Here is a 24,118-nt window from a genome sequence, read left to right as displayed (position 1 = left end):
GACGGCCAGCCTCTCAGATCGGCCGGCCGGCGCCGAGGCGCACGCGCGGAGGGTCGCTTCCGGGTGGGGCCGGGCGCTCACCTACCGTCGCGGTGGAAGGGGGAACCTCGTGAGGCAGCAGTCGGGCCGATCCGTGCGGTCGGCGGTCGCCGGCGTCGTCCTGCTGGCCGGTCTCGCCGGGTGCACGCCGCTGCCGTCGGCCGGACCGGGCGCGCCGACGGACGTCCTGGACGACCCGGCGGCGACGTCCGCGGTCGAGGCCGCCCCGCCGTCCTCGGCCCTCGCGGCGCTGGCCGCCGTCGACGTCAAGGGCCGCGCGCCGCGCACGGGGTACGCGCGGGACGAGTTCGGCTCCGGCTGGGTCGACACCGACCGCAACGGCTGCGACACCCGCAACGACGTCCTCGCCCGCGACCTCGTGGACGAGACGTTCGCGCCGGGCACGCACGACTGCGTGGTCCGGACCGGCACGCTCGACGACCCGTACTCCGGCACCACCATCGCGTTCGTGCGGGGCGAGGGCACCAGCGACGACGTGCAGATCGACCACGTCGTCGCGCTCTCCGACGCGTGGCAGAAGGGCGCGCAGGGCTGGACCGCCGAGCGCCGCGTCGCCTTCGCCAACGACCCGCTGAACCTGCTGGCGGTCGACGGCTCGCTCAACACGCAGAAGGGGGACGGCGACGCGGCCACCTGGCTGCCGCCGAACCGGTCCTACCGCTGCGCGTACGTGGCCCGGCAGGTGGCCGTCAAGATCTCCTACGGCCTCTGGATGACCGGCGCGGAGAAGAACGCAGCCGCGACGGTGCTCAGCACCTGCCCGGGCGAGCCGCTGCCCGGCGGAGTGCGCGCCGACGTCCCGGCGCCGTCCTCCCCTCCGGAGGACGGCTACGCGAGCTGCGACGCCGCCCGGGCCGCTGGCGCCGCGCCGCTGCGCGAGGGGCAGCCGGGCTACCGCCCCGAGCTCGACGGCGACGGCGACGGCGTGGCCTGCGAGTGACCTCCGCCGGTCAGTTGTGGAAGTGGTGTGGCGGCGCCGGGGGGACCCGTCGGCAGGGCACGGTCACCACGGTCACGGGAGAGGCCCCGGGCAGGTCCACGTAGGACTCCCACGGGTCGCCCGTGGCGACCCAGCCGTTGCCGGCGAGCCACTCCCAGAGGGTCTCGTAGGTGAAGCCGACGGTGTCGTGGTCGCCGTGGTGCGGCGCCGTCACCATCGCGCCGCCGGGCAGGGTCTCCACGGTCACCCGGCCCGACGGCCGGACGCCGTCCTCGACGGGCAGGCCGGCCTCGACGTCCATCCCTCGCCGGGTCGCCCGGTAGCGGGCGAAGGGTGGTCCGGCCGCGGTCCGGTGCTGGTCGGCCAGCAGCGCCCGGACCTCGCTGAACGCGCGCGCGAGGAAGTCGTCGAACTCGGAGTTGCCCACGTTCCCGTGGACCACCGCCACCCGCTGCGGCTCGTGCTCGACCAGTTCGATGAGCCCTGTGGCCATCGCGGCTCCCGGGGAGGTGACCCGCGGCCGGGGTCGGCTACCCCGGCTCGGGCAGCGCCCATGGTGGCCTCTCGACGCGCCGTGCGCACCCCTCTCCGGCCCGGCGGGACGGGTCAGAACAGCACGCTGGCGTAGCGGCCGACCTCGCGGAAGCCCACCCGGCGGTAGGCCGCGCGGGCGGGGGCGTTGAAGTCGTTGACGTAGAGGCTCACGACCGGCGCGATGGCGGTGCGGGCGTACTCGACGACGGCCGCCGTCCCGACCGTGCCGACGCCGCGGCCGCGGTAGGCCGGCGCGACCCAGACGCCCTGGATCTGACAGGCCGCCCGGGACACCGCGCCGATCTCGGCCTTGAACAGCACCTCGCCGCCCTCGATCCAGGCCAGCGACTGCCCGGCCCGGACCAGCTCGGAGACCCGGGCGCGGTACCCGACGCCGCCGTCGGCGCGCAGCGGGCTGACGCCGACCTCCTCGGTGAACATGGCGATCGCGGCCGGCATCAGCACCTCGAGCTCGGAGGGGCGCACCGGGCGCACCCGCGGCTCCGGCGGGACGGCGGGCGGGCCCTCGATGGCCATGAGCGGCTGGCGCGGCCGGTGGTCTCGGCACGGGCCCCAGTACGGGGCGAGCAGGTCCCACAGCGGCGCGACCGACGTCGCGGGACCGACGATGGTCGAGCAGCGGCGGCCGGCCCGCCGGGCGCGCTCGGCGAAGGCCGCGGCGGCGGCGCGCTCGGCGCCGGGCGCGGCGAACGGGATGAGGTTGGCCCCGGCGAGGCAGACGGCGTCGAGCGTCTCGCCGCTGCCCACGCCCCAGAGCGGGGCGCCCAGGGTGGTCGGCGAGGTCCCGGCGGCCTCGACCCGCCCGGCGAGCACGCAGGCGGCCACGGGGTCGGAGGCCAGCAGCCGGAGCACGGCCGGCTCGTCGGCCTCGCCGAGCACCCGGGCGGGCTGCGTGCGGAGCATCGAGGCGAGCCGGGCGCCGGTCAGGAGACGGTGACGACCGGCGACCCGGCGGGGGCGCCGTCCTCGGCGGACTCCCCGGCGAGCCGCAGGGCCTCCTCGATCAGCGTCTCGACGATCTGCGACTCGGGGACGGTCTTGATGACCTCGCCCTTCACGAAGATCTGCCCCTTGCCGTTGCCGGAGGCGACGCCGAGGTCGGCCTCGCGGGCCTCGCCGGGGCCGTTGACGACGCAGCCCATGACCGCGACCCGCAGCGGGACCTCCATGCCCGAGAGCCCCGCGGTGACCTCGTTGGCCAGCCGGTAGACGTCGACCTGCGCGCGGCCGCACGACGGGCAGCTGACGATCTCCAGCCCGCGCTGGCGCAGGTTCAGCGACTCCAGGATCTGGGTGCCGACCTTGACCTCCTCCACCGGCGGGGCGGAGAGGGAGACGCGGATCGTGTCGCCGATGCCCTGGGAGAGCAGCGCGCCGAAGGCGACGGCGGACTTGATCGTGCCCTGGAACGCCGGGCCGGCCTCGGTGACGCCGAGGTGCAGCGGGTAGTCGCACTGCGCGGCGAGCAGCTCGTAGGCGCGCACCATGACGACCGGGTCGTTGTGCTTCACCGAGATCTTGATGTCGCGGAAGTCGTGCTCCTCGAACAGCGAGCACTCCCACAGCGCCGACTCGACGAGCGCCTCGGGCGTGGCCTTGCCGTACTTGGCCAGCAGCCGCTTGTCCAGCGAGCCGGCGTTGACGCCGATCCGGATCGGGATGCCGGCGTCCTTGGCCGCCTTGGCGATCTCGCCGACCCGGTCATCGAACTTCTTGATGTTGCCCGGGTTGACCCGGACGGCGGCACACCCGGCGTCGATGGCCGCGAACACGTACCGCGGCTGGAAGTGGATGTCGGCGATCACCGGGATCTGCGAGTGCTTCGCGATCTGCGGCAGCGCCTCGGCGTCGTCGGTGTCCGGGACGGCGACCCGCACGATCTGGCAGCCCGAGGCGGTGAGCTCGGCGATCTGCTGCAGCGTCGCGTTGACGTCGGCGGTCTTCGTCGTCGTCATCGACTGCACGCTGATCGGGAAGTCGCTGCCGACCCCCACCCCGCCGACGTTCAGCTGCCGGGTCTTGCGGCGGGGAGCGAGCACGGGCGGGGGCGCCTCGGGCATGCCGAGGCTGACGGGGATCGCCATGGCTCCCAGTATCGCCCGGCGTTCCGGCTCACGCCGGGAGCAGCCGTGTGATCAAGGACCCCCTCCTCCCCACCCCTCGCACGCTCGGGGCGGTGCCCTGGAGGGGGCCTCAGCCGAGGGTGATCGGGTTGACGACGTCGGCGACGAGCAGCAGCGCCGACAGCACGAGGAACACGCCGGCCACCAGGTAGGCCACCGGCATGAGCCGCGCGATGTCGAACGGGCCGGGGTCGGGCCGGCCGCGCAGGCGGGCCACGGTGGCCCGCGCCTTCTCGTAGAGCGCCCCGGCGATGTGCCCGCCGTCGAGCGGGTAGATCGGCAGCAGGTTGAACAGGAACAGCACCAGGTTGATCGAGGCCAGCAGGCTGAGGAACAGGCTGACCTTCTGGATGCCGCTGAAGTTCTGCTCGGCGAACACCTCGCCGGAGATCCGGCCGACCCCGACGACGCCGATCGGGCCGTTCGGGTCCCGCTCCTCGCCGAGGAACGCCGCCCGGAACACCTGCGGGATGCGCTCGGGGATCTGCACCAGCTTCTGCACCGACTGCGAGATCACCATGCCGAAGTAGCCCGGCACGTCGCCGATCGACTGGCGGGCGAACCCCGGCGTGGGGCTCACGCCGAGGAAGCCGGCCGTCGTGGTCTCGGCGCTGCCGGCCTCGACGTAGACGGTGTTCTCGATGGGCGTGACGGTCACGTCGCGCCGGTCGCCGTCCCGCTCGACGGTCAGGACGACGGCCTGGCCCGGGGAGCTGCGGATCTCCTCCTGGACCGTCGTCCAGCTGTCGAAGGCGTCGGTCTCCAGCGGGCGGCCGCCGATGGCGACGATCGTGTCGCCGGGGCGCAGGCCGGCCGCGGCCGCGGGGCTCTCCGCGGGCAGCGCGCAGTTCGCCGTCCCCAGGGTGCACTTCTGCCCGAGGTCCGCCCCCGCGGTGAGGATCGGCTCGTCGCAGGCGTTGTCGTCGGTCGCCGTCTCCGCGCCGGCGGGCAGCACGCAGGCCGGGACGCTGGAGAGCGTCGTCGTGAAGACGTTCGTGCCCACCGCGGTGAGGACGACGGTGAAGAACACGACCGCGAGCACGAGGTTGTGGAACGGGCCGGCGAACATGACGATGACCCGCTGCCACCAGGGCTTGGCGTAGAAGACCCGGCCCTCGTCCCCGGGGCGGATGTCGTTGAGCGCCTGGCCGCGGACCTCGGCGATGAACTTGCGCATCCGGGTGGCGCGCTTGCTCTCGCCCTCCTCGGCCGGCGGGATCATGCCGACGATGCGGATGTAGCCGCCGAGCGGCACCGCCTTGACGCCGTACTCGGTCTCGCCCTTGCGCCGCGAGAACACCGTCGGCCCGAAGCCGACCATGAACTGCGGCACCCGCATGCCGAACTTCCGCGCCCAGAAGAAGTGGCCGTACTCGTGGAAGCCGATGGAGAACAGCAGGCCGAGCGCGAAGGCGACGATCCCCAGGACGGTCAGCAGAGCGGACAGATCAGCCTCCGGCGATGGCGGCGCGGGCGTGCTCCCGGGCCCACTTCTCCGCGGCCAGCACGTCCTCCACGCACGTGGGTGCGCCGAGCTCCGGCGCGGCGTCGAGGGTACGCGTGACGACCTGCACGATGGCTGAGAACGCGAGCTTCCCGGCCAAGAATGCGGCGACCGCTTCCTCGTTGGCCGCGTTGAACATCGCGGGCACCACGCCGCCGGCCTCGCCCGCCCGCCGGGCCAGCGCCACGGCGGGGAAGGCGTCGGTGTCGAGGGGGAAGAACTCCCAGCTGCTCGCCGTCGACCAGTCCAGCGCCGGCTGGACGTCGGGCAGCCGGTCGGGCCAGGCCAGCGCCAGCGCGATCGGCAGCCGCATGTCGGGCGGGCTGGCCTGCGCGATGGTCGCGCCGTCGGAGAAGGTGACCATCGAGTGCACGATCGACTGCGGGTGCACGACGACGTCGATGTCGGCGTACGGGACGCCGAAGAGCAGGTGCGCCTCGATCAGCTCCAGGCCCTTGTTCACCAGCGTGGCCGAGTTGATCGTGACCACCGGCCCCATGTCCCAGGTGGGGTGGGCCAGCGCGTCCTCGACGGTGACCCCCTCCAGCTCGGCGGCGCTTCGGCCGCGGAACGGCCCGCCGCTGGCGGTGAGCACCAGCCGCGCCACCTCGCCGCGGGCGCCGCCGCGCAGGCACTGGGCCAGCGCCGAGTGCTCGGAGTCGACCGGCACCAGCTGGCCGGGTTTGGCCGCCGCCGTGACCAGGTCTCCCCCGGCGACCAGCGACTCCTTGTTCGCCAGCGCGACGGTGTTCCCGGCGCCGAGCGCCGCCAGGGTGGGGCCGAGCCCGATCGAGCCGGTGATCCCGTTGAGGACGACGTCCGCCGGCCGCGCCGCCAGCTCCTCGGCCGCGCGCGGCCCGGCGAGGATCTCGGGCAGCGCGTACCGGCCCTTCGCCCAGCCGCGCTGCTGGGCGGCGGCGTAGAACGCCAGCTGGAGGTCCTGCGCGGCGGTGGCGCGGGCGACCGCGACCGTGCGGACGCCAAGGCTCAGCGCCTGCTCGGCGAGGAGCGCGACGTCCCCGCCGCCGGCGGCCAGCGCGGTGATCCGCAGCCGGTCCGGGTTCTGCTGGGCCACCTGGATCGCCTGCCGGCCGATCGAGCCGGTCGAGCCCAGGACCGTCACCTCACGAGCAACCACGGCACCGATCCTCCCTGACGGCACGGCGCGCCCGCCCGGGCGGTTTCGCGCCCGCCCTGGCTGGCAAGATGACGGCCGTGGTCCAGGAATCGCGTCAGCACAACCCGGCGACCGAGCGCGTGAACCAGCCCGGCCGCGAGGAGGCCCTCGTCCGGCACGGGGAGCACCCCGTCGAGCACGAGCGCCCCGAGGACTGGGGCTGGCACGGCGAGATGGGCAAGTGGGGACGGCGCACCTGGTGGATCGCCCCGCTGGTGCTGCTCGCCTACCTGATCGGCAACCACGAGGGCAACGTCGAGAACATCTGGCTGATCTCGCTCGCCGCGCTGATGGTGGTCGTCTTCCTGTTCGACCGCATCCGCCGCAAGAACGCGTGGCGCGCCAGATAAAGGACCTCGCTGCCCCCCACGACTCGCACGCTCGCCGTGGGCCCCTGCAGCGAGGCCGTCAGCCGACGGTCGTCCCGATCGCCGTCCCGATGAGGTAGGTGGCGCCCGCCGCCACGGCGCCGAACAGCAGCTGGCGCAGCCCCGCGTACCACCACGGCCGCGGGGTGAAGCGCGCGGACAGGCTGCCGGCGATGAACAGGCCGATCCCGCCGGAGAGCAGCGCGACCCACAGCAGCGACAGGCCGAACAGGTAGGGCAGCAGCGGGAAGACCGCGCCGGCCGAGAAGGTCAACAGCGAGGAGAGCGCCGCCGTCCGGGGCGAGGGCTTCTCCCCGGGGTTGAGCCCGACCTCCGCGACGATGTGCAGCCGCAGTGCGGCCTCGCGGTCCCGGTGCAGCTGCTCGGCGACCTCCTCCGCGAGCCGGGGCTCGACGCCGCGGTCGATGATCATCTGAGCCAGTTCGGCGACCTCGCCCGTGGGGTTGCGCTCCATCTCCGCGCGCTCCCGCTCCACCTCGAGGTCGAGCTGCTCGTTCTGCGTCTTGACCGAGGTGTACTCGCCGAGCGCCATCGAGATGGCGCCCGCGATCAGGCCGGCGACCCCGGTGAGCACGATCGCGTGCGCCGAGACCCGGCCGCCGCCGACGCCGGCGACCAGCGCCGTGTTGCTGACCAGGCCGTCCATCGCGCCGAACACGGCGGCCCGCAACCACCCGCCCGAGACGTCGGAGTGGGTGTGCCCGTGCGCCTCGGCGGGAAGCGTCCCCTCGCTCACTGATCGGCTTCCGCGCCCAGTTCGACCGGCGGCTCCAGGGACGGCGCCGGCAGGGCGACGGCGGGGACGCCGTCCACCCGGTCGGCCGCGGCGAGCTGGCCGCAGGCGCCGTCGATGTCCTGGCCGCGGGTGTCGCGCACCGTCGTCGCCACCCCGGCGGCCCGCAGCCGGGCCACGAACTCGCGCTGGGCGGGCAGCGGGCTGGCGTCCCACGGACTGCCCGGCGTGGGGTTGAGCGGGATGAGGTTGACGTGCGCCAGGCGGTTCTTCAGCAGCCGGCCGAGCAGGTCGGCGCGCTCGGGCTGGTCGTTGACGTCGCGGATCAGCGCGTACTCGACCGAGTAGCGGCGGCCGGTGCGCTCGGCGTAGGCGTCGGCTGCCTCGATCACCTCGGCCACCTTGTACCGGGTGTTGATCGGCACGAGGGTGTCGCGCAGCTCGTCGTCCGGGGCGTGCAGGCTGACCGCGAGGGTGACGTGCAGGCCCTCCTCCGTGAGCCGGCGGATGCCCGGCACGAGGCCGACCGTGGACACGGTGACCGAGCGCTGCGAGAGCCCGAGGCCGTGCGGCGCCGGGGTGAGCAGCGCGTCCAGCGTCTTGCGCACCCGCGGGTAGTTGGCCAGCGGCTCGCCCATGCCCATGAAGACGACGTTCGACAGCCGGCCCGGGCCGCCCGGGATCTCGCCGTTCGCCATGGCCGCGGCGGCCGCGACCGCCTGGCCGATGATCTCGGCGGCCGACAGGTTGCGGGTCAGGCCCTGCTGGCCGGTGGCGCAGAAGGGGCAGGCCATGCCGCACCCGGCCTGGCTGGAGATGCAGACCGTCGCACGGTCCGGGTAGCGCATCAGCACGCTCTCGACCAGCGCCCCGTCGTGCAGCCGCCACAGCGTCTTGCGGGTGCGGCCGCCGTCGGCCGACAGGTGGCGGACCGGCGTCAGCAGGCCCGGCAGCAGCGCCTGCGCGAGGTCGTCGCGGGCGGCAGCGGGCAGGTCGGTCATCTGCGCCGGGTCGGTGACGCCCCGGTAGAAGTGCCGCGCGAGCTGGTCGGCGCGGAAGGCCGGCTGCCCGAGTTCGGTGACGGCCGCGCGCGCCTCCTCGCGGGTGAGGTCGGCGAGGTGCCGCGGCGGCTTGCCGCGGCGCGGGGCGTCGAAGACGAGGGGCAGGGCAGTCATGGCGTGCCCCATGGTCCCACCGCCCGCTCCGGCCCGGGTCCGCGTGCGGGCGAGATCACTGCCTCCGCGCGCCCGCCACACCCCCGATGTCCGGCTGGGTCGGCTCCGACGCCGTCGTCGTCGCCGTCTCGGTGCCCTCCGGCGGGGGCTGCGTGCCGTCGTCCTCGATCGGGACCGGCTCGTCGGTCGGGTCGGTCGGCGTCGGGCTGGAGGGGGGCTCGTCGCTCGGGTCGGTCGGCTCCTCTGGGTCACCGGAGGGCTCCGGCGTGACCGGGATCTCGTCCGCCGGAGGGACGACGACCGCCGCCGGCGGCGACACCGGCGGGACGACGACGGGCGGCAGCGGCAGCGGCAGCACCGGCGGGGCCGGCGGCGGCAGGGGGGCCTGGGTCGTCGGCGCCGCCGGGGCCGCGGTCGTGCGGACCCGCTCGCGCACCGGCGCGGCCGGCGCCGGGGTCTCGGCGGGGGTCGTCGGGACGGCGGTCTCCGTCGGCGCCGTCCACGCGTCGGTGCCGACGGTCGACGGTGCGGCGGGAGTGGTCGGGCGAACCGGCGTGGTGACCTCGGCCGGCGACGACCGCACGTCCGCGGCGGGCACCGAGCCCGAGGAGCTCGCCAGCAGCGCGGCGCCGGCGATGCCGCCGGCGGCGAGCAGGCCGGCCACGAGCGCGAGCCCCGCCCGGCGACGGGGCCGCACGCGGGCGCTCACCACGACCCGCGGCAGCACCGGCGCCGGGACGACGGGCGGCTCGGGCTCGGGCAGGTGCTCCACGGCGACGGAAGGCTCGGGCATCGATCCGGCGGCCGGCTCGGGATCCGGCTCGGCGGCGGGCAGCTCGGCGGGCGCCTCGTCGGTCGGGTCCGTGGCGGGCGCCTCGTCGGTCGGTTCCGCGGCCGGGGCCTGGTCCGCCGGGGCCTGGTCCGCCGGCTCCTCAGCCGCCGGCTCGTCGTCCGCCGGCCCGTCGTCCGCGCGGTCGTCACTCACCCAGCGCGGCACCCAGGCCTCGTCCCACAGGTCCGAGTCCGGCCGCGCGTCGTCCTCCGCGGCCGCGGTCTCCGGCACCGCAGCACCGGCCGCCGGCGTCCCCGCCAGGTCCGGAGCCCCGTCGTCCTCACGTGTCACCGCTGCTCACTCCCTGTCAGCCACTCAACGTCATCCCCCGCTAACAGAACGCAGCCGGAACATGGTGCCGGACGACCGGCGCCGACTCCCGGAGGCGCGACCGGGAGCCAGCCGCCAAGCTCGGCGCATGAGCCGGCTCACCGACGTGGACCTGTCGCTGCGGCTGTCGAAGGACCAGGAGGCCAAGCAGCTCAAGGTCGCGCAGAAACGCCTGGTGCACCTGCGGCTGCTCCTGGGCGGGCAGATCGGCCCGGGCGAGCTCGGCCCGCCGCTGCTCGTGCTCTTCGAGGGGTGGGACGCCTCCGGCAAGGGCGGGGCGATCAAGCGGCTGACCGAGCGCCTCGACCCCCGGCACGTCCGGGTGCGCCAGTTCTCCGCGCCCACCTACGACGAGAAGCGGCACCACTTCCTGTGGCGGTTCTGGCCGGCGCTGCCCGGTTGGGGCGGCATGGCCGTGTTCGACCGCACCTGGTACGGCCGCGTGCTGGTCGAGCGGGTGGAGGGCTTCGCGCCCGAGGACGACTGGCGCCGGGCGTACAGCGAGATCGTCGACGTCGAGGACAGCCTGGCGGCCGAGGGCACGGTGATCGTCAAGTTCTGGCTGCACCTGTCACCGGAGGAGCAGCTGCGCCGCTTCGAGTCCCGCCGCGACGACCCGTACCGGGCCTGGAAGCTGACCGACGAGGACTGGCGGAACCGGGCGAAGCGGGAGGAGTACGAGGCCGCCGTCGAGGAGATGCTGGAGCGCACCGACACCCCGGTTGCGCCATGGCACGTGGTCGCCGCGGAGGACAAGCGGTGGGCGCGGGTGGCCGTCGTCCGCACCGTGTGCGACGCGGTGGAATCGGCGCTGAAGGCCCGCGGAATCGACCCCGATCCGCCGTTGTCCTGACGTCCGGCACGGTGGCGGAAACGGCGGGACAGCTCATTCCGCGTTGACAGGAACACGCCCCGAAATGGGAACAGGCCATTTCCGTTGATCGGCGCAACGACTCGTGGGCGCTTCGAAACGGCGAGGATTCCGAACTACCGGCGTGAAACAGTGCATTCGTGGCATGAATTCGCCCCGGCGGGGGCCCGCACTCGGGGTCAGGGAGTCAGGGCGCCCCGCCGGGAACTGCCGGGGTTCCTCAGTCCCCGTGGCGGCCGTCGCCGTCCCCGTGCCCGGGGTCGTGGCCGTCCCCGTGGCCGTCACCGTGACCGTGGTCGTCGCGGTCGAACCGTCGGCAGAGGTCGACGACGCGGGCGTCCACGTCGATGTCCAGCGCGAGGAGCTCGCCGGTGTCGGGGTTGACCGTCGCGTCGAAGGTCACGGCGCCGTGCTCGAAGTAGCCGATGTCCGGCAGGTCCGCCTCGTCGAAGGCGGCCTGGTCGACCGGGTCGGGACTGGGGAAGATGAGCGACGCGCCGAACAGCAGGGTGACGACGTGCGAGCCGTCCGGCGACACGATCTCCTTGCCGGGGCCGGAGATGTCGAGCTCGTCGATCCGCGCGCCGTCCGCCCGGATGAGGTCCACCGTCGCGGCGCCGCGGAACGTGGTCACCTGCGTGCCGTCCGGCCGGGTGATCCGGCGCACCTCGACCTCGCGCACGTCACCGGACTCCAACCTGACGGTCGTTCCGCAGGCCTCGAACTCCACCGGGTCGTAGTACTCGGGGATGACCGTCTCGACCGGGACGAACCCGCCACCGTCGTCGTCACCCGAATGCGCGAGGGCCGGGCCGGCGCTCGCACCGACGAGAACTGCGGACAGGGCGCCTACCGCGAGGCTTCGTCGCATGGCACTTCTCCCGATATTCGGTTGCGCTCTCCAATGTCGGTCGGTGCTCGTGCATGAACTGGACGAGCCCGCAGAGCATGCCACGCAGATCGGTAATGGCGCATTTCGGGGAGGAGATCATTTCCGGAATGGTCACTCACCGTCGATGAACAGAATTCCCATCGCTACGGAGTGGGTGTTCAATTCGCGGAGAGCGACTGTTCGACAGCTATCAGCGAGATCTGATCAATGGTCGGCTACGGGCGCCGATCGGCACCGAGGTCGGCGTGCTGCCGGATCCAGGCGTGCATGGCGATCCCGGCGGCGACGCCGGCGTTGATCGACCGGGTCGATCCGAACTGGGCGATCGAGACGGTCGTCGCGGCCGCCGCCCGCGCCTCCGGCGTCAGCCCGGGCCCCTCCTGGCCGAAGAGCAGCACGCACCGCTCCGGCAGATCCGCCGTCTCGAGCGGCACGGCTCCGGGCCCGTTGTCGACCGCCACCAGGGTCAGCCCCTCGTGGACGGCGTACGCGGCGAGGCCCGCGACGTCCGCGTGGTGGCGCAGGTGCTGGTAGCGGTCGGTCACCATCGCCCCCCGGCGGTTCCAGCGCCGGCGCCCGACGATGTGCACCTCGGCGGCCAGGAAGGCGTTCGCCGTCCGGACGACGGTCCCGATGTTGAGGTCGTGGCCGAAGTTCTCGATCGCGACGTGGAAGGGGTGCCGGCGGGCGTCGAGGTCGGCGACGATCGCCTCGACCGTCCAGTAGCGGTAGCGGTCGGCGACGTTGCGCCGGTCGCCGTGCGCCAGCAGCTCCGCGTCGTAGCACGGGTCCTCCGGCCAGGGCCCGGGCCAGGGGCCGACGCCGACCGACGACCCCCACTCGATCGGGCCGGGTTCGCCGCTCACCGGTCGCTCCCGCCGTCGGCGAACCAGTCGATCCGGCCACCGTGCGGGGCGGTCCAGGCCAGCGCCCGGCCGTCCATCGACAGGACGAAGCGGCCGCGCGCCTCGTCGGGATCGTTCAGCTGGGCGTCGACCTCGGCCAGGGCGCCGGGCGCCTCCTGGGCGATCCAGCGCACCGGCAGGCTCCGGGCCAGCGCGACGAACGCCGCCCGCTCGGCCCGCGGCACGTAGGCCAGGACGGCGGTGTGGAACACGACGGCGGTGCAGCCCGCCGGCGCCGAGGCCACCGCCTCGGGCAGCCGGTCGAGCAGGTGCCCGGTGAGCATCCGAGCGGGCTCGCGGGCGGCGATCGCGGTCGCGGCGTCCAGGCGGGCCAGCCGGTCGGCCGCCGCCGGCCCCGGCCAGACCAGGGCGCGCAGCCACGCGCGGGTGTCCTCGTCGGCCGGGTCGAGCGGGTTGAGGTCGATGCCGATGCGCGCGACGACCTGGGGCAGGCGCGTGGGAACCGGGACGGCGCCGGTGGTCGTGCAGGACAGGTGCACCGTGCTGCGCGGGCCGACCGGGACGCCGTCGTAGTCGTAGCTGTACCGGTCGGGGTAGAGGCACAGTCCGGCCGAGGCGCCGACCTCGATCAGCGCCAGCGGGCCGTCGAGCCGCGCGAGCAGCGGCAGCAGGGCGGCGCAGCGGGCGGCCTCGTTGGTCTGCGTCGCGCGGGCGAGCACGGTGGCGCGCAACCGGTCGCCGTCCTCGAGCACGGCCCGGCGCAGGTCCTCGGGGCCGGCGGGCGTGCCGTGCAGGTACCGCACGGCCGCGAAGATCAGGTTCGGCTGGCGCTTGCCGGTCGGCAGGCCGGTGAGGAATCCGAGGATCTCGTCGTCCTCGGCGACGGCGGCGGCCAGCCGCGCGTACAGCGGGGAGACCGGCGCCGCCTCCACCTCGGCGAACCTGCGGTAGCCGGCGGCGAGGTGCGCCCGGTCGTCGGTCGCGGAGGTGGGTGCGGTCATCTCAGACGGGCGCGAACACCGACAGGAGCAGGTAGGCCAGCGCCGCCGACGGCAGCAGCGAGTCCAGCCGGTCCATGATCCCGCCGTGCCCGGGCAGCAAGTGGCCCATGTCCTTGATCCCGAGGTCCCGCTTGATCAGCGACTCCCCCAGGTCACCGATGGTCGCCGACGCCGCGAGCGCCGTGCCGAAGACCAGCCCGGTCCACCACGGGGCGTGGAAGGCGAAGGTGAGGACCAGGGTGGCCAGGACGACGCAGGCGAGGATCGAGCCGGCCATGCCCTCCCAGGACTTCTTGGGGCTGATCGACGGCGCCATGGGGTGCTTGCCGAGCAGGACGCCGGCCGCGTACCCGCCGACGTCGCTGCAGACGACGGTGGCGATGAAGATCAGCACCCGTGCGACGCCGTCGTCCGGGACGAGCAGCAGGACGGCGAAGCCGGCGAGGAACGGCACGTAGAGCGCGACCAGCACGCCGGCGGCGGTGTCGCGCAGGTAGTCCCCCGGCCCGTCGCCCAGCCGCCACAGGACGACGGCGAGCACGGTGAGGAGGAAGCCGACGACCAGGCCGCTGGGCCCGCGGGTCCAGGCCAGCGCCGTCATCGCCACCGCGCCGACGACGACCGGCACCAGCGGCGGCCGGAAGTCCCCGGCCTGCAGGGCGCGGGTGAGCTCCACGACACCGACCAGCACCGCCGCGAGCAGGACGAGCAGGAACGCCGGCCGGTAGACCAGCAGGGAGACCACGATGACCGCGCCGAGGCCCAGGCCGACGCCGATCGCCGCACCGAGGTCCCGCCCGGCCCGGCTCTTCCGGGGCGGCGGCGCGGGCTCGTTCGCTTCCCCGTCCGGGACGGCGACGGGTGGGCGCGGCGGCGGGGGCGGCGGGGCCGGCCGCGCCCCGACGATCGGGATCGGCCCCGTGTCGCGCTGCGGCGCGCGGGCCGGCTGCGCCGCGGGCAGCTCGACGGTCCCCGGGTCGCGCGGGCGCGGGCCGCCGGCGGAGGGAGTGCTCATGGGAGGAGGTCCGGGAGGGCTCAGACCTCGAGCAGCTCGCTCTCCTTGTGCTTGACCGCCTCGTCGATCTGGTGGACGTGCTGGGCGGTGAGGTCGTCGAGCTCCTTCTCCGCGCGGCGCACCTCGTCCTCACCGGCCTCGCCGTCCTTGGCGATGCGGTCGAGCTCCTCCTTGGAGCGGCGGCGCACGTTGCGGATCGCGACCTTGGCGTCCTCGCCCTTGGCCCGGGCCATCTTGACCAGGTCTCGACGGCGCTCCTCGGTGAGCTGCGGGAAGACCACGCGGATGATCTGGCCGTCGTTGGTCGGGTTCACGCCGAGGTCGCTGTCGCGGATGGCCTTCTCGATCGCTGAGAGCTGGCTGTTGTCATAGGGCTTGATGACCGCCATGCGCGCCTCGGGAACGGTGATCGAGGACATCTGCGGCACCGGGGTCGGGGCGCCGTAGTAGTCGACCAGGATCTTGTTGAACATCGACGGCGCGGCGCGGCCCGTGCGCACCGAACCGAGGTCCTCGCGCGCGACCGACAGGGCCTTGTCCATCCGCTCCTCGGCGTCGAGCAGGGTGTCGTCGATCACGGGTCTCTCCTCCTGCGGCGGCTCGTTCCGCCGGTCTCGTCTCTCGGGTGCCGGCCGGCCCGCCGCTCAGGTCGGCTGGCTGATCAGCGTGCCGATCTTCTCACCTGCGACGGCGCGGGCGATGTTGCCGTCCTGCAGCAGGTTGAACACGACGATCGGCATGCTGTTGTCCATGCAGAGGCTGATGGCCGTCGCGTCGGCCACCTTCAGCTGCTTGGCCAGCACGGTCCCGTACTCCAGGTCGTGGTACATGCGGGCGTCGGGGTTGGTGCGCGGGTCGTCGTCGTAGACGCCGTCGACGCCGTTCTTGGCCATGAGCAGCACCTGGCAGCCGATCTCCAGCGCCCGCTGCGCGGCCACCGTGTCGGTCGAGAAGTACGGCATGCCGGCGCCCGCGCCGAAGATCACCAGCCGGTCCTTCTCCAGGTGCCGCACCGCCTTGCGCGGGATGTAGGGCTCGGCGACCTGGCCCATCGTGATCGCGGTCTGGACCCGGGTCTGCAGGCCGACCTGCTCGCAGAAGGCCTGCAGCGCCAGGCAGTTCATGACCGTGCCGAGCATGCCCATGTAGTCCGCGTGCCGGCGGTCCATGCCGGCCTGCTCCAGCTCCGCGCCGCGGAAGAAGTTGCCCCCGCCGACGACGACGGCCACCTGGGTGCCGCCGTGGACCACGTCGGCGAGCTGGTGGGCGATGCTCTGCACGATCGCGGAGTCGACGCCCACCTTGCCGCCGCCGAACGCCTCGCCGGAGAGCTTGAGCAGCACCCGCTTGTAGCCCCGCCCGTCGGCGGGGGCGAAGGCGCTGGGGGCGGACAGCGGGGCTTCCCGGCTCGCGATGTCGGTCAACGGTTCATCCCTCGCTCGTTGTCTGTTCTCGATGATCCTGCCGCACCGTTTCCGGAGCGGCGTCCGCACGTGACACCGGCCCCGTCCCTCGACGGAGGAACGGGGCCGGTTGCACGGGCGCGGGTCGGTTTCAGGCCTGGCCGACCTCGAAGCGGGCGAAGCGGTCGACCGTCAGGCCGGCCTCGTCCAGGATCTGCTTCACGGTGCGCTTGGGCTCGGTGATCGACGGCTGCTCGAGCAGGACGAAGTCCTTGTAGTAGGCGTTGACCCGACCCTCGACGATCTTGACGATCGCCTGCTCGGGCTTGCCCTCCTCCTTGGCCGTCTGCTCGGCGACGCGGCGCTCGGTCTCGACCGCCTCGGCCGGGACCTCGTCACGGGTGAGGTAGCGCGGGCGCGCGGCGGCGATGTGCATCGCCAGGCTGCGCGCGGCCTCCTCGCTGCCGCCGCTGTACTGCACGGCGACACCGATGGCCGGGGGCAGGTCGGTGGCGCGCTTGTGCAGGTAAACCGCGGTCGGGCCCTCGAACACGGCGAACCGCGAGAGGACCAGCTTCTCGCCGATGCGGGCCGACTCGGCCTCGATCAGCTTCTCGACGGTCTGGCCGTCGACCTCGGTGGCCAGCAGGCCCGCGACGTCGGCCGGCTTCTGGGCGACGGCGATGTCCAGCAGGCGCTCGGCCAGCTTGACGAAGTCGGCGTTCTTGGCGACGAAGTCGGTCTCGCAGTCGAGCTCGAGCAGCGCGCCGCCCTTGCTGACGACGACGCCGTTGGTCGTGGAGCGCTCGAGGCGCTTGCCGACGTCCTTGGCGCCCTTGATGCGCAGCAGCTCGACGGCCTTGTCGTACTCGCCGTCGGCCTCGGTCAGGGCCTTCTTGGCGTCCATCATGCCGGCGCCGGTGGCGTCGCGGAGGCGCTTGACGTCGGCTGCGGTGAAGGCGGGCATGTCACTTCCTCTGGGGTGTGGTGGTGCGAGTGCGAGGGGATGCGGACGTGCCGCGACGCCGCCCCCGGCGGACGGGAGCGGCGTCGACGGCTCAGCCGTTCTGAGCGCCCTGGGTGCCGGTCGCGGTGTCACCGGTGGCGGGCACGCCCTCGACCGGGGCGACCTGCTCGGCGGTGACGGCCGGCGGCTCGGCCGGGGTCTCGGGCAGCGGGGTCGCCTCGGCGCCCTGCTGGCCGGTCAGCAGCTCGCGCTCCCAGTCGGCCAGCGGCTCGTCGCCGCCGATGGCCTGCTCGCCGGAGTCCTCACGGCCGGCGTTGGCCTGCGCGGCCGAGCGGGCCATGAGGCCGTCGGCGACGGCGTCGGCGATCACGCGGGTGAGCAGGGCGGCGCTGCGGATGGCGTCGTCGTTGCCCGGGATCTTGTAGTCGACCTCGTCCGGGTCGCAGTTGGTGTCCAGGATCGCCACGACCGGGATGCCCAGCTTGCGGGCCTCGCCGACGGCGATGTGCTCCTTCTTGGTGTCCACGACCCAGATGGCGCTGGGCACCTTCTGCATGTCGCGGATGCCGCCGAGCGAGCGCTCCAGCTTGGCCTTCTCGCGGGTCAGGCCCAGCTGCTCCTTCTTCGACAGGCCGGCCATCACGCCGGTCTGCTCCATGTCCTCGAGCTCCTTGAGCCGCTGGAGCCGCTTGTGGACGGTCTGGAAGTTGGTGAGCATGCCGCCCAGCCAGCGCTGGTTGACGTAGGGCATGCCGACCCGCTGCGCCTGCTCGGCGATGACCTCCTGCGCCTGGCGCTTGGTCCCGACGAACATGATCGAGCCGCCGTGGGCCACGGTCTGCTTGACGAACTCGTAGGCCTGGTCGATGTACCCGAGCGTCTGCTGCAGATCGATGATGTAGATGCCGTTGCGCTCGGTGAAGATGAACCGCTTCATCTTCGGGTTCCAGCGGCGGGTCTGGTGCCCGAAGTGGACGCCGCTGTCGAGCAGCTGCTTCATGCTGACGACTGCCATGCCGTGCAGCCTTTCTGTCTGCGCGCGGCCCGGGGGGCGGCGCTGTTCGGTTGACGCGGGCACCGGGTGGCGCCCGCCCTGGCGTCCGGCAGCACCACAGCCCGGCGGTTGCCCGACGGGACCGAGATGGCGCTTGCCCCACCGTGCGGCGGGAGGAGAACGCGCGAAGTCGACCCGTCCGAGACGGATCGCACCGACGAGCATACCCGCTGCCGGGATCGGGCCCTCGCCGGCGAGGGGACCGTCCACAGATGACCGGCCACGGCCGCCCCGCGCGCTCCCAGGGGACACCGTGGACGCCGTGCTCTTCCGCCTGCTGCTGACCGTCGTCGCCTGCCTCGCCCTGCTGGCGCCCGTGCCCGCGGGGGCCGCGCCGGAGGCGGCGGTCCCCGCGCCGGCCGCGTCCTGGTCATGGCCGCTGGCCGGGACGCCGGAGGTGTCCCGGCCGTTCGAGGCGCCCGCCGGCCCGTTCGGACCCGGTCACCGCGGCGTGGACCTCGCGGCCGCCCCGGGGGCGCCGGTGCTCGCGGCGGGCGACGGGGTGGTGGCCTTCGCCGGGATGGTCGCCGGGCGGCCGGTCGTGAGCGTCGACCACGCCGGCGGGCTGCGGACGACGTACGAGCCGGTGGACCCGTCGGTCGCCGCCGGCCAGGCGGTGGCCCGGGGATCCCCGCTCGGCACGCTGCTGGCCGGGCACGCCGGCTGCCCCGCCGCGGCCTGCCTGCACTGGGGCGTGCGCCGCGGCGAGACGTACGTGGATCCCCTCACGCTGCTGCGCCCGGCCCGCGTGCGGCTGCTCCCGTGGGGCTGAGCGTGCGGCATGCTGCCGGCCGTGGCCGATCCCGGGGAGAACAAGACCGTCGTCCGCCGGCTCATCGACGAGGTGATCAACGGGGGGCGGCTGGACGCCGTCGGCGAGCTGGTCGCGCCCGAGCTCGCGGCCGAGGCCGCCGCCTGGATCGCGCCGTTCCGGCGCTCCTTCCCCGACGTCCGGATGCGGGTGGTCACCCTGCTCGCGGACGGCGACGAGGTGGCGGGCCGGTTCACCTGCTCGGCGACGCACCTCGGCGACTGGCTCGGGCATCCGCCGTCCGGACGGCGGTTCGAGGACGTCGACGAGGTCTACTTCTTCCGCCTGCGCGACGGCCGGATCGCGGACATGTGGGGCCTGGAGGACACCGCCGACCGGCTGCGCCAGCTCGGCCTGGGCTGAGCCGGCCGCGGGCGGTGAGCACCGCGCGGGGGGCGCTGTCCCTAGCCTGCCCGGGTGCGCACCGAACGCGGGCTCGACCGGCTGGTGACCTTCCTGGACGCGGTCGTCGCCATCGCCATCACGCTGCTGGTCCTCCCGCTGGCGGAGGCCCTCGACACGGCAGGCGGCGCCTCCGGGCTGGGCGACCTGCTGAGCGAGGAGGCTGCGGAGTTCGGCGCGTTCTTCCTCAGCTTCGCGGTGATCGCCCGGCTCTGGCTCGCGCACCACCGGATCGTTGAGGGCGTGGGCTCGTACGACCGGCCGTTCGTCCTGCTGAACCTGCTGTGGATCCTCACGATCGTCGTGCTGCCGTTCGCCACCCAGGTGGTCAGCAGCCCGTACGGCAGCGAGCGGCTGGCGGTGCTGATCTATATCGGCACGATCACGCTGAACTCGGTCTGCCTGTCCGCGATCAGCGTGCTCGTGTGGCGGCGACCGGGGCTGCGCCGGGGAGCCGACGAGCCGGCGGGTCCACCGTGGCCCGCGCTCGTGACCACCGGGCTCCTCGTCGTCGCGCTGTTGCTCGGCACGCTGGTCCCCTGGGTGAACTACTGGGGCATGCTCCTGCTCTTCCTGAGCGGACCGGTGGAGTCCAGGCTGAGCCGGCGGGACCCGTCGCTCGACCAGCGGTCGAAATAGGCACGGACGCCGGTGAGGTCGGCTCCCTGGGCGCGGGCGGCGATGTGCCCGTCCGGTCGCACGAGCAGCCAGCCGCTCCCCCGCAGGCCGAGGCGCCGGGTGGCCGCGCCGGTGACGTCGACGAGGTCCGCGTCGCCCGGTGACCGGTCGCCGCCGGGCACGAGCCGGTGCACGACCAGCCACGGCGCCATGCCGGCGCGCAACTCGGCGGCGGCCTCGTCGGCCGGCTCGTCGTGCGGGCCGTGGAGGAGCAGGGAGAAGGCGGGCAGGGCCAGCGCCTCGGACAGCCAGAGCTCCTGCCCGGCACGGGCGACCCGGACGTCGGGCAGCCGGTCACCGGGCCGCGGACCGCGCAGCCCCGCCGGCGCCGCGACGACGGCCGGGCTGCGGCGGTAGCGGATGCCGAGCTGCGACACCGTGCGGAAGGCCAGCCGGCGGACCGGCCGCAGCCGGAGGACTGCGGGCAGCAGGCGGGGCACGACCCGAGCCCGGACGACACGGGCCGCGGCGTTGCCCGACGTGGCCGCGGTGAACGCCCGGTCGGTGAAGCGGAGTACGTACTCGCCGACCGGCCGGCGCTCGGCGTCGTAGGAGTCCAGCAGCGCGTCCGGTGCGGCGCCGCGGCAGACCAGCCCGAGCTTCCAGCCAAGGTTCACCGCGTCCTGGATGCCGGTGTTCATGCCCTGGCCGCCGGCGGGGCTGTGCACATGGGCGGCGTCGCCGGCGAGGAAGAACCGGCCCGCGCGGTAGCGGGCGGCACCGCGGTGGGAGACGTGGAAGACGCTGACCCAGACCGGGTCGTGCAGCCGCACCCGGCCGCCGGTCGCGAGGTCGGCGAGCCGCTGGATCTCGGGGAGCTCGATGCCGTCCCGTCCCTGCCCCGGCGGCAGGAGGGTGATCAGCCGCCACGGGGCCGGCGACCCGAGCGGGAAGAACAGGAACGGCCCCTCGGCCGCGACGTAGGTGTTGACGGCGCCGGCCTCGAGGCCGTCGGCCGCGAGGTCGGCGAGGACGAACGTCTGCGGGTAGCGGCCGCCGGTGAACGGGATGCCCGCCCGCCCGCGGACCGTGCTGCGCGCGCCGTCGCAGCCGACGAGGTAGCGGACGGCGAGCAGGCGCTGGGTGCCGTCGTGTCCGCGGAGCGTGCAGGTCAGCCGGTCGCCGTCCTCGCGGACGTCCTCGAGGGCGACGCGCCGCCGGATCGCGACGCCGCGCCCGGCCAGGTGCTCGGCGAGCACCGCTTCGGTCTCGGCCTGGGAGACGAAGAGCAGGAAGGGATAGGCGGTGTCCTCGGCACCGATGTCGAACAGTGGCGCGTGCGTCGCGCGGCCGCCGGCGGTGATGCGCAGGCGGACGCCGCGGTTGCCGCGGGCGACGAGCTCGTCGCCGATCCCGAACGGCCGGAGCACCTCGAGGGTGCGCGGCTGCACCGCCAGCGCACGCGACTCGTGGACCCGGTCGGCCGCGGCGTCGACGAGCGCGAAGGAGACGTCGAACGCGGAGAGCTGGGCGGCCAGCGTGAGGCCGGTCGGACCGGCGCCGACCACGAGCACGTCGCAGCGCTCGACGTCGTCCGTGCGAGGCGGTTCGGCCATGCGCCACTCTCCCGCCGCCCTCATCCGGTGGACAACGGACCTGCGCACGGGTTCTGCTCGCAGACCGCGGAGGTGGGATGAGGGTCTACCGGCTCGGCGACGACCTGGTCGCGCGGCTGCCGCGGATCGGCTGGGCGGTGGTCGACGTCGAGGAGAGCAGCGCCGGATGCGCCGGTTCGCGCCGCGGCTGCCGCTGCCGATCCCGGTGCCGGTGGCCGCGGGTGCGCCGGACGCCGGCTTCCCGTGTGGGTGCACGGCGACCTCGCCCCCGGCAACCTGCCCCGCGACCGCTACCAGAGGACGCTCGGCGTCGACGACGCGACGTGGGTACGCGGCCGCGGCTGGGCGCTGTCGGTCGCGGTGATCGCCCTGCCCGTACTACCGCGACACGAACCCCGGCGCCCGCCGCGCAGTCCCGGCGGACGCTCCGGGAGCTCGTGGCCGATGGATGAGCCGCGTCAGCCGGCCAGCCGGCCCTGGATCGCCTCGACCAGGCGGTCCCGGACCGCGGCGTTGTCCGGGGAGCGGTTGGCCTTCCGGCGGCCGGCGAGGACGCCGAGCTCCCATGTGGTGCCGTCGCCGGTCGTGAGCACCAGCGTCGGCGGCCGCATCAGGCCCGGGGGGTCACCGGCGCGGACAGCGGCCAGGCCGTCGGGCGCCTTCGTCCGGCTGCGGCCCTTCGTGATGCGCCAGGCGACGAGCTGCGGCTGCTTGCTGCCCTGCAGCGGCGCGAACACGAGCCGGGAGGTGGTCAGCACGAGGTCGCCGGGGATCGAGGACAGGGTGCCCGGGTGCACCGCGGCGACCGCGCGGTCGAGCTCGGTCTCGCCGTCCTCCAGCGCCACCGGCACGGCCTGCGCGCCGCCGCCGAAGACGTCCTTGAGGCCCATCGTCAGGCGATGTCGGCGAGCTTGGTCCGCAGGTGCAGCACGGCCTTGGTGTGCAGCTGGCAGATCCGGCTCTCGGTGACGCCGAGAACCCGGCCGATGTCGGCCAGGGTCAGACCCTCGAAGTAATAGAGGCTCACGACGACCTTCTCCCGCTCGGGCAGCTGCTCGACGGCGCGGGCGAGCAGCTGCCGGGCCTCCCCGTGCTCGGCCATGGCCTGCGGGTCCAGGGCGTTCGAGTCCCGCAGGGTGTCCACCAGCCGCGGCGAGCCGCCGCCGTCGTCGTCGGTCATGAGCTCGTCGAGGGCGACGACGTTGACCAGGGACAGCTGGCCGAGGAACTTGCGGACCTCCTCGACGTCCATGTCCATCTCCTCGGCGACCTCTTCGTCGGTCGGCGTGCGCTGCAGCCGGCTCTCGAGGGCCGCGACGGCGCGCTCGAACTGCCGCGCCTTCATCCGCACCGAGCGCGGGATCCAGTCGGTGCTGCGCAGCTCGTCGATGATCGCGCCGCGGATGCGCGACATCGCGTAGCTCTCGAACTTGACCTCGCGGGTGGGCTCGTAGCGGGTGATCGCGTCGATGAGCCCGAAGGTGCCGTACGAGACCAGGTCGGCCTGCTCGACGTGCGCGGGCAGGCCGCTGCCGACCCGGCCGGCGACGTACTTCACCAGCGGCGCGTAGTGCAGGATCAGCCGGTCGCGCAGCTCGGGAGCGCGGTCGGCGACGTAGCGCTCCCACAGATCGGCCAGCGCGGCGTCGGCGTCCTCGCTGTGCTCGTCCAGCTCGATGGTCGCCTCAGGCACGGTCGGCGCTCCTCGTGGTGCTCGCTGCTACTGCGTCGGTCGGGGGTGTTCCCCGTGGATCTCGCACTCGACCGTCCTCAGGCTCTCGGATGCGCTTGGGCGTGGACCGCGCGGAGCCGCTCGACCGTCACGTGCGTGTACATCTGGGTGGTCGCGAGGCTAGCGTGGCCCAGCAGCTCCTGGACCGAGCGAAGGTCGGCGCCGCCCTCCAGCACATGCGTCGCGGCGGAGTGCCGCAACCCGTGGGGGCCGATGTCCGGGGCGCCGGGAGCCGCCCGGACGGCGCTGTGCACGACGCGCCGCGCCTCCCGCGGGTCGAGCCGGCGGCCGCGGACGCCGAGCAGCAGGGCCGGCCCGGAGTCGGCCGTGACCAGCGCGGGGCGGCCGCGGGTGAGCCAGGCGTCGATCGCCGCCTCCGCCGGGACGCCGTAGGGGACGCTGCGCTCCTTGCGCCCCTTGCCGAGCACCCGCAGCAGCCGGCGGCCGCGGTCGACGTCGTCGACGTCCAGGCCGACCAGCTCGCTCACCCGGATGCCACTGGCGTAGAGCAGCTCCAGGACGACGGCGTCGCGCAGGGCGACCGGCTCCTCCGCGCCGGAGGTGGTCTCCAGGACCGCCCGCGCCTGGTCGGGGGCGAGGACGTCGGGCAAGGTCCGGTGCGCCTTCGGGCTCACCAGCCGCAGGCCGACGTCCTCGGTCGTGCGGCCGGAGCGCCGCAGCCACGCGGTGAACGAGCGCGCGGCGGCGGCCGAGCGGGCGGTGGTGGCCCGGCTGTGCCCGGTGGTGCGGCCCTTGGCCAGCCAGCTGCGCAGCGCGGCGAGGTCGAGGTCGGCGACCGTGGAGCCGCCGCGGCGGGTCAAGTGGTCCAGCAGCCGGACGACGTCGCTGACGTAGCCGCGGACGGTGTGCGCGGACAGGTCGCGCGAGGAGCGCAGGTGCTCCTCGAACCCGTCCAGGGCATCGGCGAGCGCCGGAGGCAGTCCCGCCCGTGCCTCCGCAGTCGACCCGGCCACGGGGGAACCGTCCGACGAGCCGCGTGCACCGTCAAGCCGCCGCGCCGACCGGTTGCCCGCAATCGACTCGCCCGCACC

The 24,118-nt window shown here is 74.1% G+C and carries 26 protein-coding genes; 6 read left to right on the top strand and 20 right to left on the bottom strand.

Annotation, left to right across the window (positions count from 1 at the left end; translation table 11 throughout):
• Positions 1-109 precede the first annotated feature (109 nt).
• On the top strand, positions 110-1,000 hold the full coding sequence (locus ACWIYF_RS07010; RefSeq protein ID WP_448627396.1) for a GmrSD restriction endonuclease domain-containing protein: 891 nt from the start codon (positions 110-112) through the stop codon (positions 998-1,000).
• Between the two features lie 10 nt (positions 1,001-1,010).
• On the opposite strand, the gene ACWIYF_RS07005 is transcribed toward ACWIYF_RS07010, so the two are convergent.
• From ACWIYF_RS07005 to dxr, 5 genes are all read right to left on the bottom strand, one after another.
• A complete protein-coding gene (locus tag ACWIYF_RS07005) occupies positions 1,011-1,493 on the bottom strand; it encodes a GyrI-like domain-containing protein (protein ID WP_448627395.1) in 483 nt (160 codons plus the stop codon).
• 113 nt (positions 1,494-1,606) lie between these two features.
• Entirely contained in the window at positions 1,607-2,458 is an 852-nt protein-coding gene (locus ACWIYF_RS07000) for a GNAT family N-acetyltransferase (protein WP_448627394.1), read from the bottom strand.
• Positions 2,459-2,478: 20 nt separating this feature from the next.
• Positions 2,479-3,639, bottom strand: a complete 1,161-nt coding sequence (gene ispG, locus ACWIYF_RS06995) for a flavodoxin-dependent (E)-4-hydroxy-3-methylbut-2-enyl-diphosphate synthase (protein WP_448627393.1) — start codon at positions 3,637-3,639, stop codon at positions 2,479-2,481.
• Between the two features lie 109 nt (positions 3,640-3,748).
• A complete protein-coding gene (locus ACWIYF_RS06990) occupies positions 3,749-5,098 on the bottom strand; it encodes a M50 family metallopeptidase (protein ID WP_448628729.1) in 1,350 nt (449 codons plus the stop codon).
• A gap of 28 nt (positions 5,099-5,126) precedes the next feature.
• A complete protein-coding gene (dxr, locus tag ACWIYF_RS06985) occupies positions 5,127-6,320 on the bottom strand; it encodes a 1-deoxy-D-xylulose-5-phosphate reductoisomerase (protein WP_448627392.1) in 1,194 nt (397 codons plus the stop codon).
• A 68-nt stretch (positions 6,321-6,388) separates the two neighbouring features.
• Here dxr and ACWIYF_RS06980 point away from each other — a divergent pair, with 68 nt between their 5' ends.
• Positions 6,389-6,709 (top strand): DUF2631 domain-containing protein, encoded by a 321-nt coding sequence (locus ACWIYF_RS06980; protein WP_448627391.1) that lies wholly within the window; start codon positions 6,389-6,391, stop codon positions 6,707-6,709.
• 58 nt (positions 6,710-6,767) lie between these two features.
• Here ACWIYF_RS06980 and ACWIYF_RS06975 read toward each other — a convergent pair whose 3' ends face one another.
• The 3 genes from ACWIYF_RS06975 to ACWIYF_RS06965 are packed head-to-tail and all read right to left on the bottom strand — an operon-like array spanning position 6,768 to position 9,779.
• Positions 6,768-7,484: a VIT1/CCC1 transporter family protein gene (locus ACWIYF_RS06975; protein WP_448627390.1), complete on the bottom strand. Its 717-nt coding sequence runs from the start codon at positions 7,482-7,484 to the stop codon at positions 6,768-6,770.
• Positions 7,481-8,656, bottom strand: coding sequence for a 23S rRNA (adenine(2503)-C(2))-methyltransferase RlmN (gene rlmN / locus ACWIYF_RS06970; RefSeq protein WP_448627389.1), 1,176 nt, complete (start codon positions 8,654-8,656; stop codon positions 7,481-7,483). The genes ACWIYF_RS06975 and rlmN overlap by 4 nt, the downstream gene beginning before the upstream one ends.
• A gap of 55 nt (positions 8,657-8,711) precedes the next feature.
• The gene (locus ACWIYF_RS06965; RefSeq protein ID WP_448627388.1) at positions 8,712-9,779 is read right to left on the bottom strand and encodes a hypothetical protein; all 1,068 of its coding nucleotides are present in this window, start codon (positions 9,777-9,779) and stop codon (positions 8,712-8,714) included.
• A gap of 127 nt (positions 9,780-9,906) precedes the next feature.
• Here ACWIYF_RS06965 and ACWIYF_RS06960 point away from each other — a divergent pair, with 127 nt between their 5' ends.
• Positions 9,907-10,671 (top strand): polyphosphate kinase 2 family protein, encoded by a 765-nt coding sequence (locus ACWIYF_RS06960; RefSeq protein ID WP_448627387.1) that lies wholly within the window; start codon positions 9,907-9,909, stop codon positions 10,669-10,671.
• 238 nt (positions 10,672-10,909) lie between these two features.
• Here ACWIYF_RS06960 and ACWIYF_RS06955 read toward each other — a convergent pair whose 3' ends face one another.
• From ACWIYF_RS06955 to rpsB, 8 genes are all read right to left on the bottom strand, one after another.
• Positions 10,910-11,560: a hypothetical protein gene (locus tag ACWIYF_RS06955; protein ID WP_448627386.1), complete on the bottom strand. Its 651-nt coding sequence runs from the start codon at positions 11,558-11,560 to the stop codon at positions 10,910-10,912.
• Positions 11,561-11,796: 236 nt separating this feature from the next.
• Positions 11,797-12,447 carry a TrmH family RNA methyltransferase gene (locus tag ACWIYF_RS06950; RefSeq protein WP_448627385.1) on the bottom strand — a complete coding sequence of 217 codons (651 nt, stop codon included), beginning with the start codon at positions 12,445-12,447 and terminating at the stop codon, positions 11,797-11,799.
• The gene (locus ACWIYF_RS06945; protein ID WP_448627384.1) at positions 12,444-13,448 is read right to left on the bottom strand and encodes a DUF2332 domain-containing protein; all 1,005 of its coding nucleotides are present in this window, start codon (positions 13,446-13,448) and stop codon (positions 12,444-12,446) included. Before ACWIYF_RS06945 ends, ACWIYF_RS06950 begins: the two co-directional genes overlap by 4 nt.
• Before the next feature lies 1 nt (position 13,449).
• Positions 13,450-14,463 (bottom strand): phosphatidate cytidylyltransferase, encoded by a 1,014-nt coding sequence (locus ACWIYF_RS06940; protein ID WP_448627383.1) that lies wholly within the window; start codon positions 14,461-14,463, stop codon positions 13,450-13,452.
• Positions 14,464-14,483: 20 nt separating this feature from the next.
• Positions 14,484-15,041 (bottom strand): ribosome recycling factor, encoded by a 558-nt coding sequence (gene frr / locus ACWIYF_RS06935; protein WP_448627382.1) that lies wholly within the window; start codon positions 15,039-15,041, stop codon positions 14,484-14,486.
• 66 nt (positions 15,042-15,107) lie between these two features.
• Positions 15,108-15,887, bottom strand: coding sequence for a UMP kinase (pyrH, locus tag ACWIYF_RS06930; protein ID WP_448627381.1), 780 nt, complete (start codon positions 15,885-15,887; stop codon positions 15,108-15,110).
• A gap of 130 nt (positions 15,888-16,017) precedes the next feature.
• The gene (gene tsf, locus ACWIYF_RS06925) at positions 16,018-16,833 is read right to left on the bottom strand and encodes a translation elongation factor Ts (protein ID WP_448627380.1); all 816 of its coding nucleotides are present in this window, start codon (positions 16,831-16,833) and stop codon (positions 16,018-16,020) included.
• 91 nt (positions 16,834-16,924) lie between these two features.
• Complete coding sequence (gene rpsB / locus ACWIYF_RS06920) at positions 16,925-17,848, bottom strand: 30S ribosomal protein S2 (RefSeq protein ID WP_448627379.1); 924 nt, start codon at positions 17,846-17,848, stop codon at positions 16,925-16,927.
• A gap of 292 nt (positions 17,849-18,140) precedes the next feature.
• Here rpsB and ACWIYF_RS06915 point away from each other — a divergent pair, with 292 nt between their 5' ends.
• The 3 genes from ACWIYF_RS06915 to ACWIYF_RS06905 are packed head-to-tail and all read left to right on the top strand — an operon-like array spanning position 18,141 to position 19,739.
• On the top strand, positions 18,141-18,659 hold the full coding sequence (locus tag ACWIYF_RS06915) for a M23 family metallopeptidase (protein ID WP_448627378.1): 519 nt from the start codon (positions 18,141-18,143) through the stop codon (positions 18,657-18,659).
• Between the two features lie 21 nt (positions 18,660-18,680).
• Entirely contained in the window at positions 18,681-19,061 is a 381-nt protein-coding gene (locus ACWIYF_RS06910; RefSeq protein WP_448627377.1) for an ester cyclase, read from the top strand.
• Positions 19,062-19,115: 54 nt separating this feature from the next.
• Complete coding sequence (locus tag ACWIYF_RS06905) at positions 19,116-19,739, top strand: TMEM175 family protein (protein ID WP_448627376.1); 624 nt, start codon at positions 19,116-19,118, stop codon at positions 19,737-19,739.
• Here ACWIYF_RS06905 and ACWIYF_RS06900 read toward each other — a convergent pair.
• The 4 genes from ACWIYF_RS06900 to ACWIYF_RS06885 form a co-directional block, all read right to left on the bottom strand.
• Positions 19,649-21,334: an FAD-dependent monooxygenase gene (locus ACWIYF_RS06900; RefSeq protein WP_448627375.1), complete on the bottom strand. Its 1,686-nt coding sequence runs from the start codon at positions 21,332-21,334 to the stop codon at positions 19,649-19,651. The two genes, ACWIYF_RS06905 and ACWIYF_RS06900, sit on opposite strands and share 91 nt — an antisense overlap.
• Positions 21,335-21,792: 458 nt before the next feature.
• A complete protein-coding gene (locus ACWIYF_RS06895) occupies positions 21,793-22,224 on the bottom strand; it encodes a hypothetical protein (protein WP_448627374.1) in 432 nt (143 codons plus the stop codon).
• Between the two features lie 2 nt (positions 22,225-22,226).
• Positions 22,227-23,027, bottom strand: coding sequence for an RNA polymerase sigma factor WhiG (whiG, locus tag ACWIYF_RS06890; RefSeq protein WP_448627373.1), 801 nt, complete (start codon positions 23,025-23,027; stop codon positions 22,227-22,229).
• A 77-nt stretch (positions 23,028-23,104) separates the two neighbouring features.
• Positions 23,105-24,040, bottom strand: coding sequence for a tyrosine recombinase XerC (locus ACWIYF_RS06885; RefSeq protein WP_448627372.1), 936 nt, complete (start codon positions 24,038-24,040; stop codon positions 23,105-23,107).
• Positions 24,041-24,118: the final 78 nt, after the last annotated feature.

This window comes from Geodermatophilus sp. URMC 64 (assembly GCF_053502555.1).
Note: the sequence above shows the minus strand (reverse complement) of the source record. Positions and strands in the feature narration are given on the sequence as shown.

Excerpts from the sequence above, each read along its gene's own strand:
- ACWIYF_RS07005 (WP_448627395.1), bottom strand. The coding sequence starts at position 1,493 with ATGGCCACAGGGCTCATCGAACTGGTCGAGCACGAGCCGCAGCGGGTG.
- ACWIYF_RS07000 (WP_448627394.1), bottom strand. The coding sequence starts at position 2,458 with ATGCTCCGCACGCAGCCCGCCCGGGTGCTCGGCGAGGCCGACGAGCCG.
- ispG (WP_448627393.1), bottom strand. The coding sequence starts at position 3,639 with ATGGCGATCCCCGTCAGCCTCGGCATGCCCGAGGCGCCCCCGCCCGTG.
- ACWIYF_RS06980 (WP_448627391.1), top strand. The coding sequence starts at position 6,389 with ATGACGGCCGTGGTCCAGGAATCGCGTCAGCACAACCCGGCGACCGAG.
- rlmN (WP_448627389.1), bottom strand. The coding sequence starts at position 8,656 with ATGACTGCCCTGCCCCTCGTCTTCGACGCCCCGCGCCGCGGCAAGCCG.
- ACWIYF_RS06960 (WP_448627387.1), top strand. The coding sequence starts at position 9,907 with ATGAGCCGGCTCACCGACGTGGACCTGTCGCTGCGGCTGTCGAAGGAC.
- ACWIYF_RS06955 (WP_448627386.1), bottom strand. The coding sequence starts at position 11,560 with ATGCGACGAAGCCTCGCGGTAGGCGCCCTGTCCGCAGTTCTCGTCGGT.
- ACWIYF_RS06945 (WP_448627384.1), bottom strand. The coding sequence starts at position 13,448 with ATGACCGCACCCACCTCCGCGACCGACGACCGGGCGCACCTCGCCGCC.
- ACWIYF_RS06940 (WP_448627383.1), bottom strand. The coding sequence starts at position 14,463 with ATGAGCACTCCCTCCGCCGGCGGCCCGCGCCCGCGCGACCCGGGGACC.
- tsf (WP_448627380.1), bottom strand. The coding sequence starts at position 16,833 with ATGCCCGCCTTCACCGCAGCCGACGTCAAGCGCCTCCGCGACGCCACC.
- rpsB (WP_448627379.1), bottom strand. The coding sequence starts at position 17,848 with ATGGCAGTCGTCAGCATGAAGCAGCTGCTCGACAGCGGCGTCCACTTC.
- ACWIYF_RS06900 (WP_448627375.1), bottom strand. The coding sequence starts at position 21,334 with ATGGCCGAACCGCCTCGCACGGACGACGTCGAGCGCTGCGACGTGCTC.
- ACWIYF_RS06895 (WP_448627374.1), bottom strand. The coding sequence starts at position 22,224 with ATGGGCCTCAAGGACGTCTTCGGCGGCGGCGCGCAGGCCGTGCCGGTG.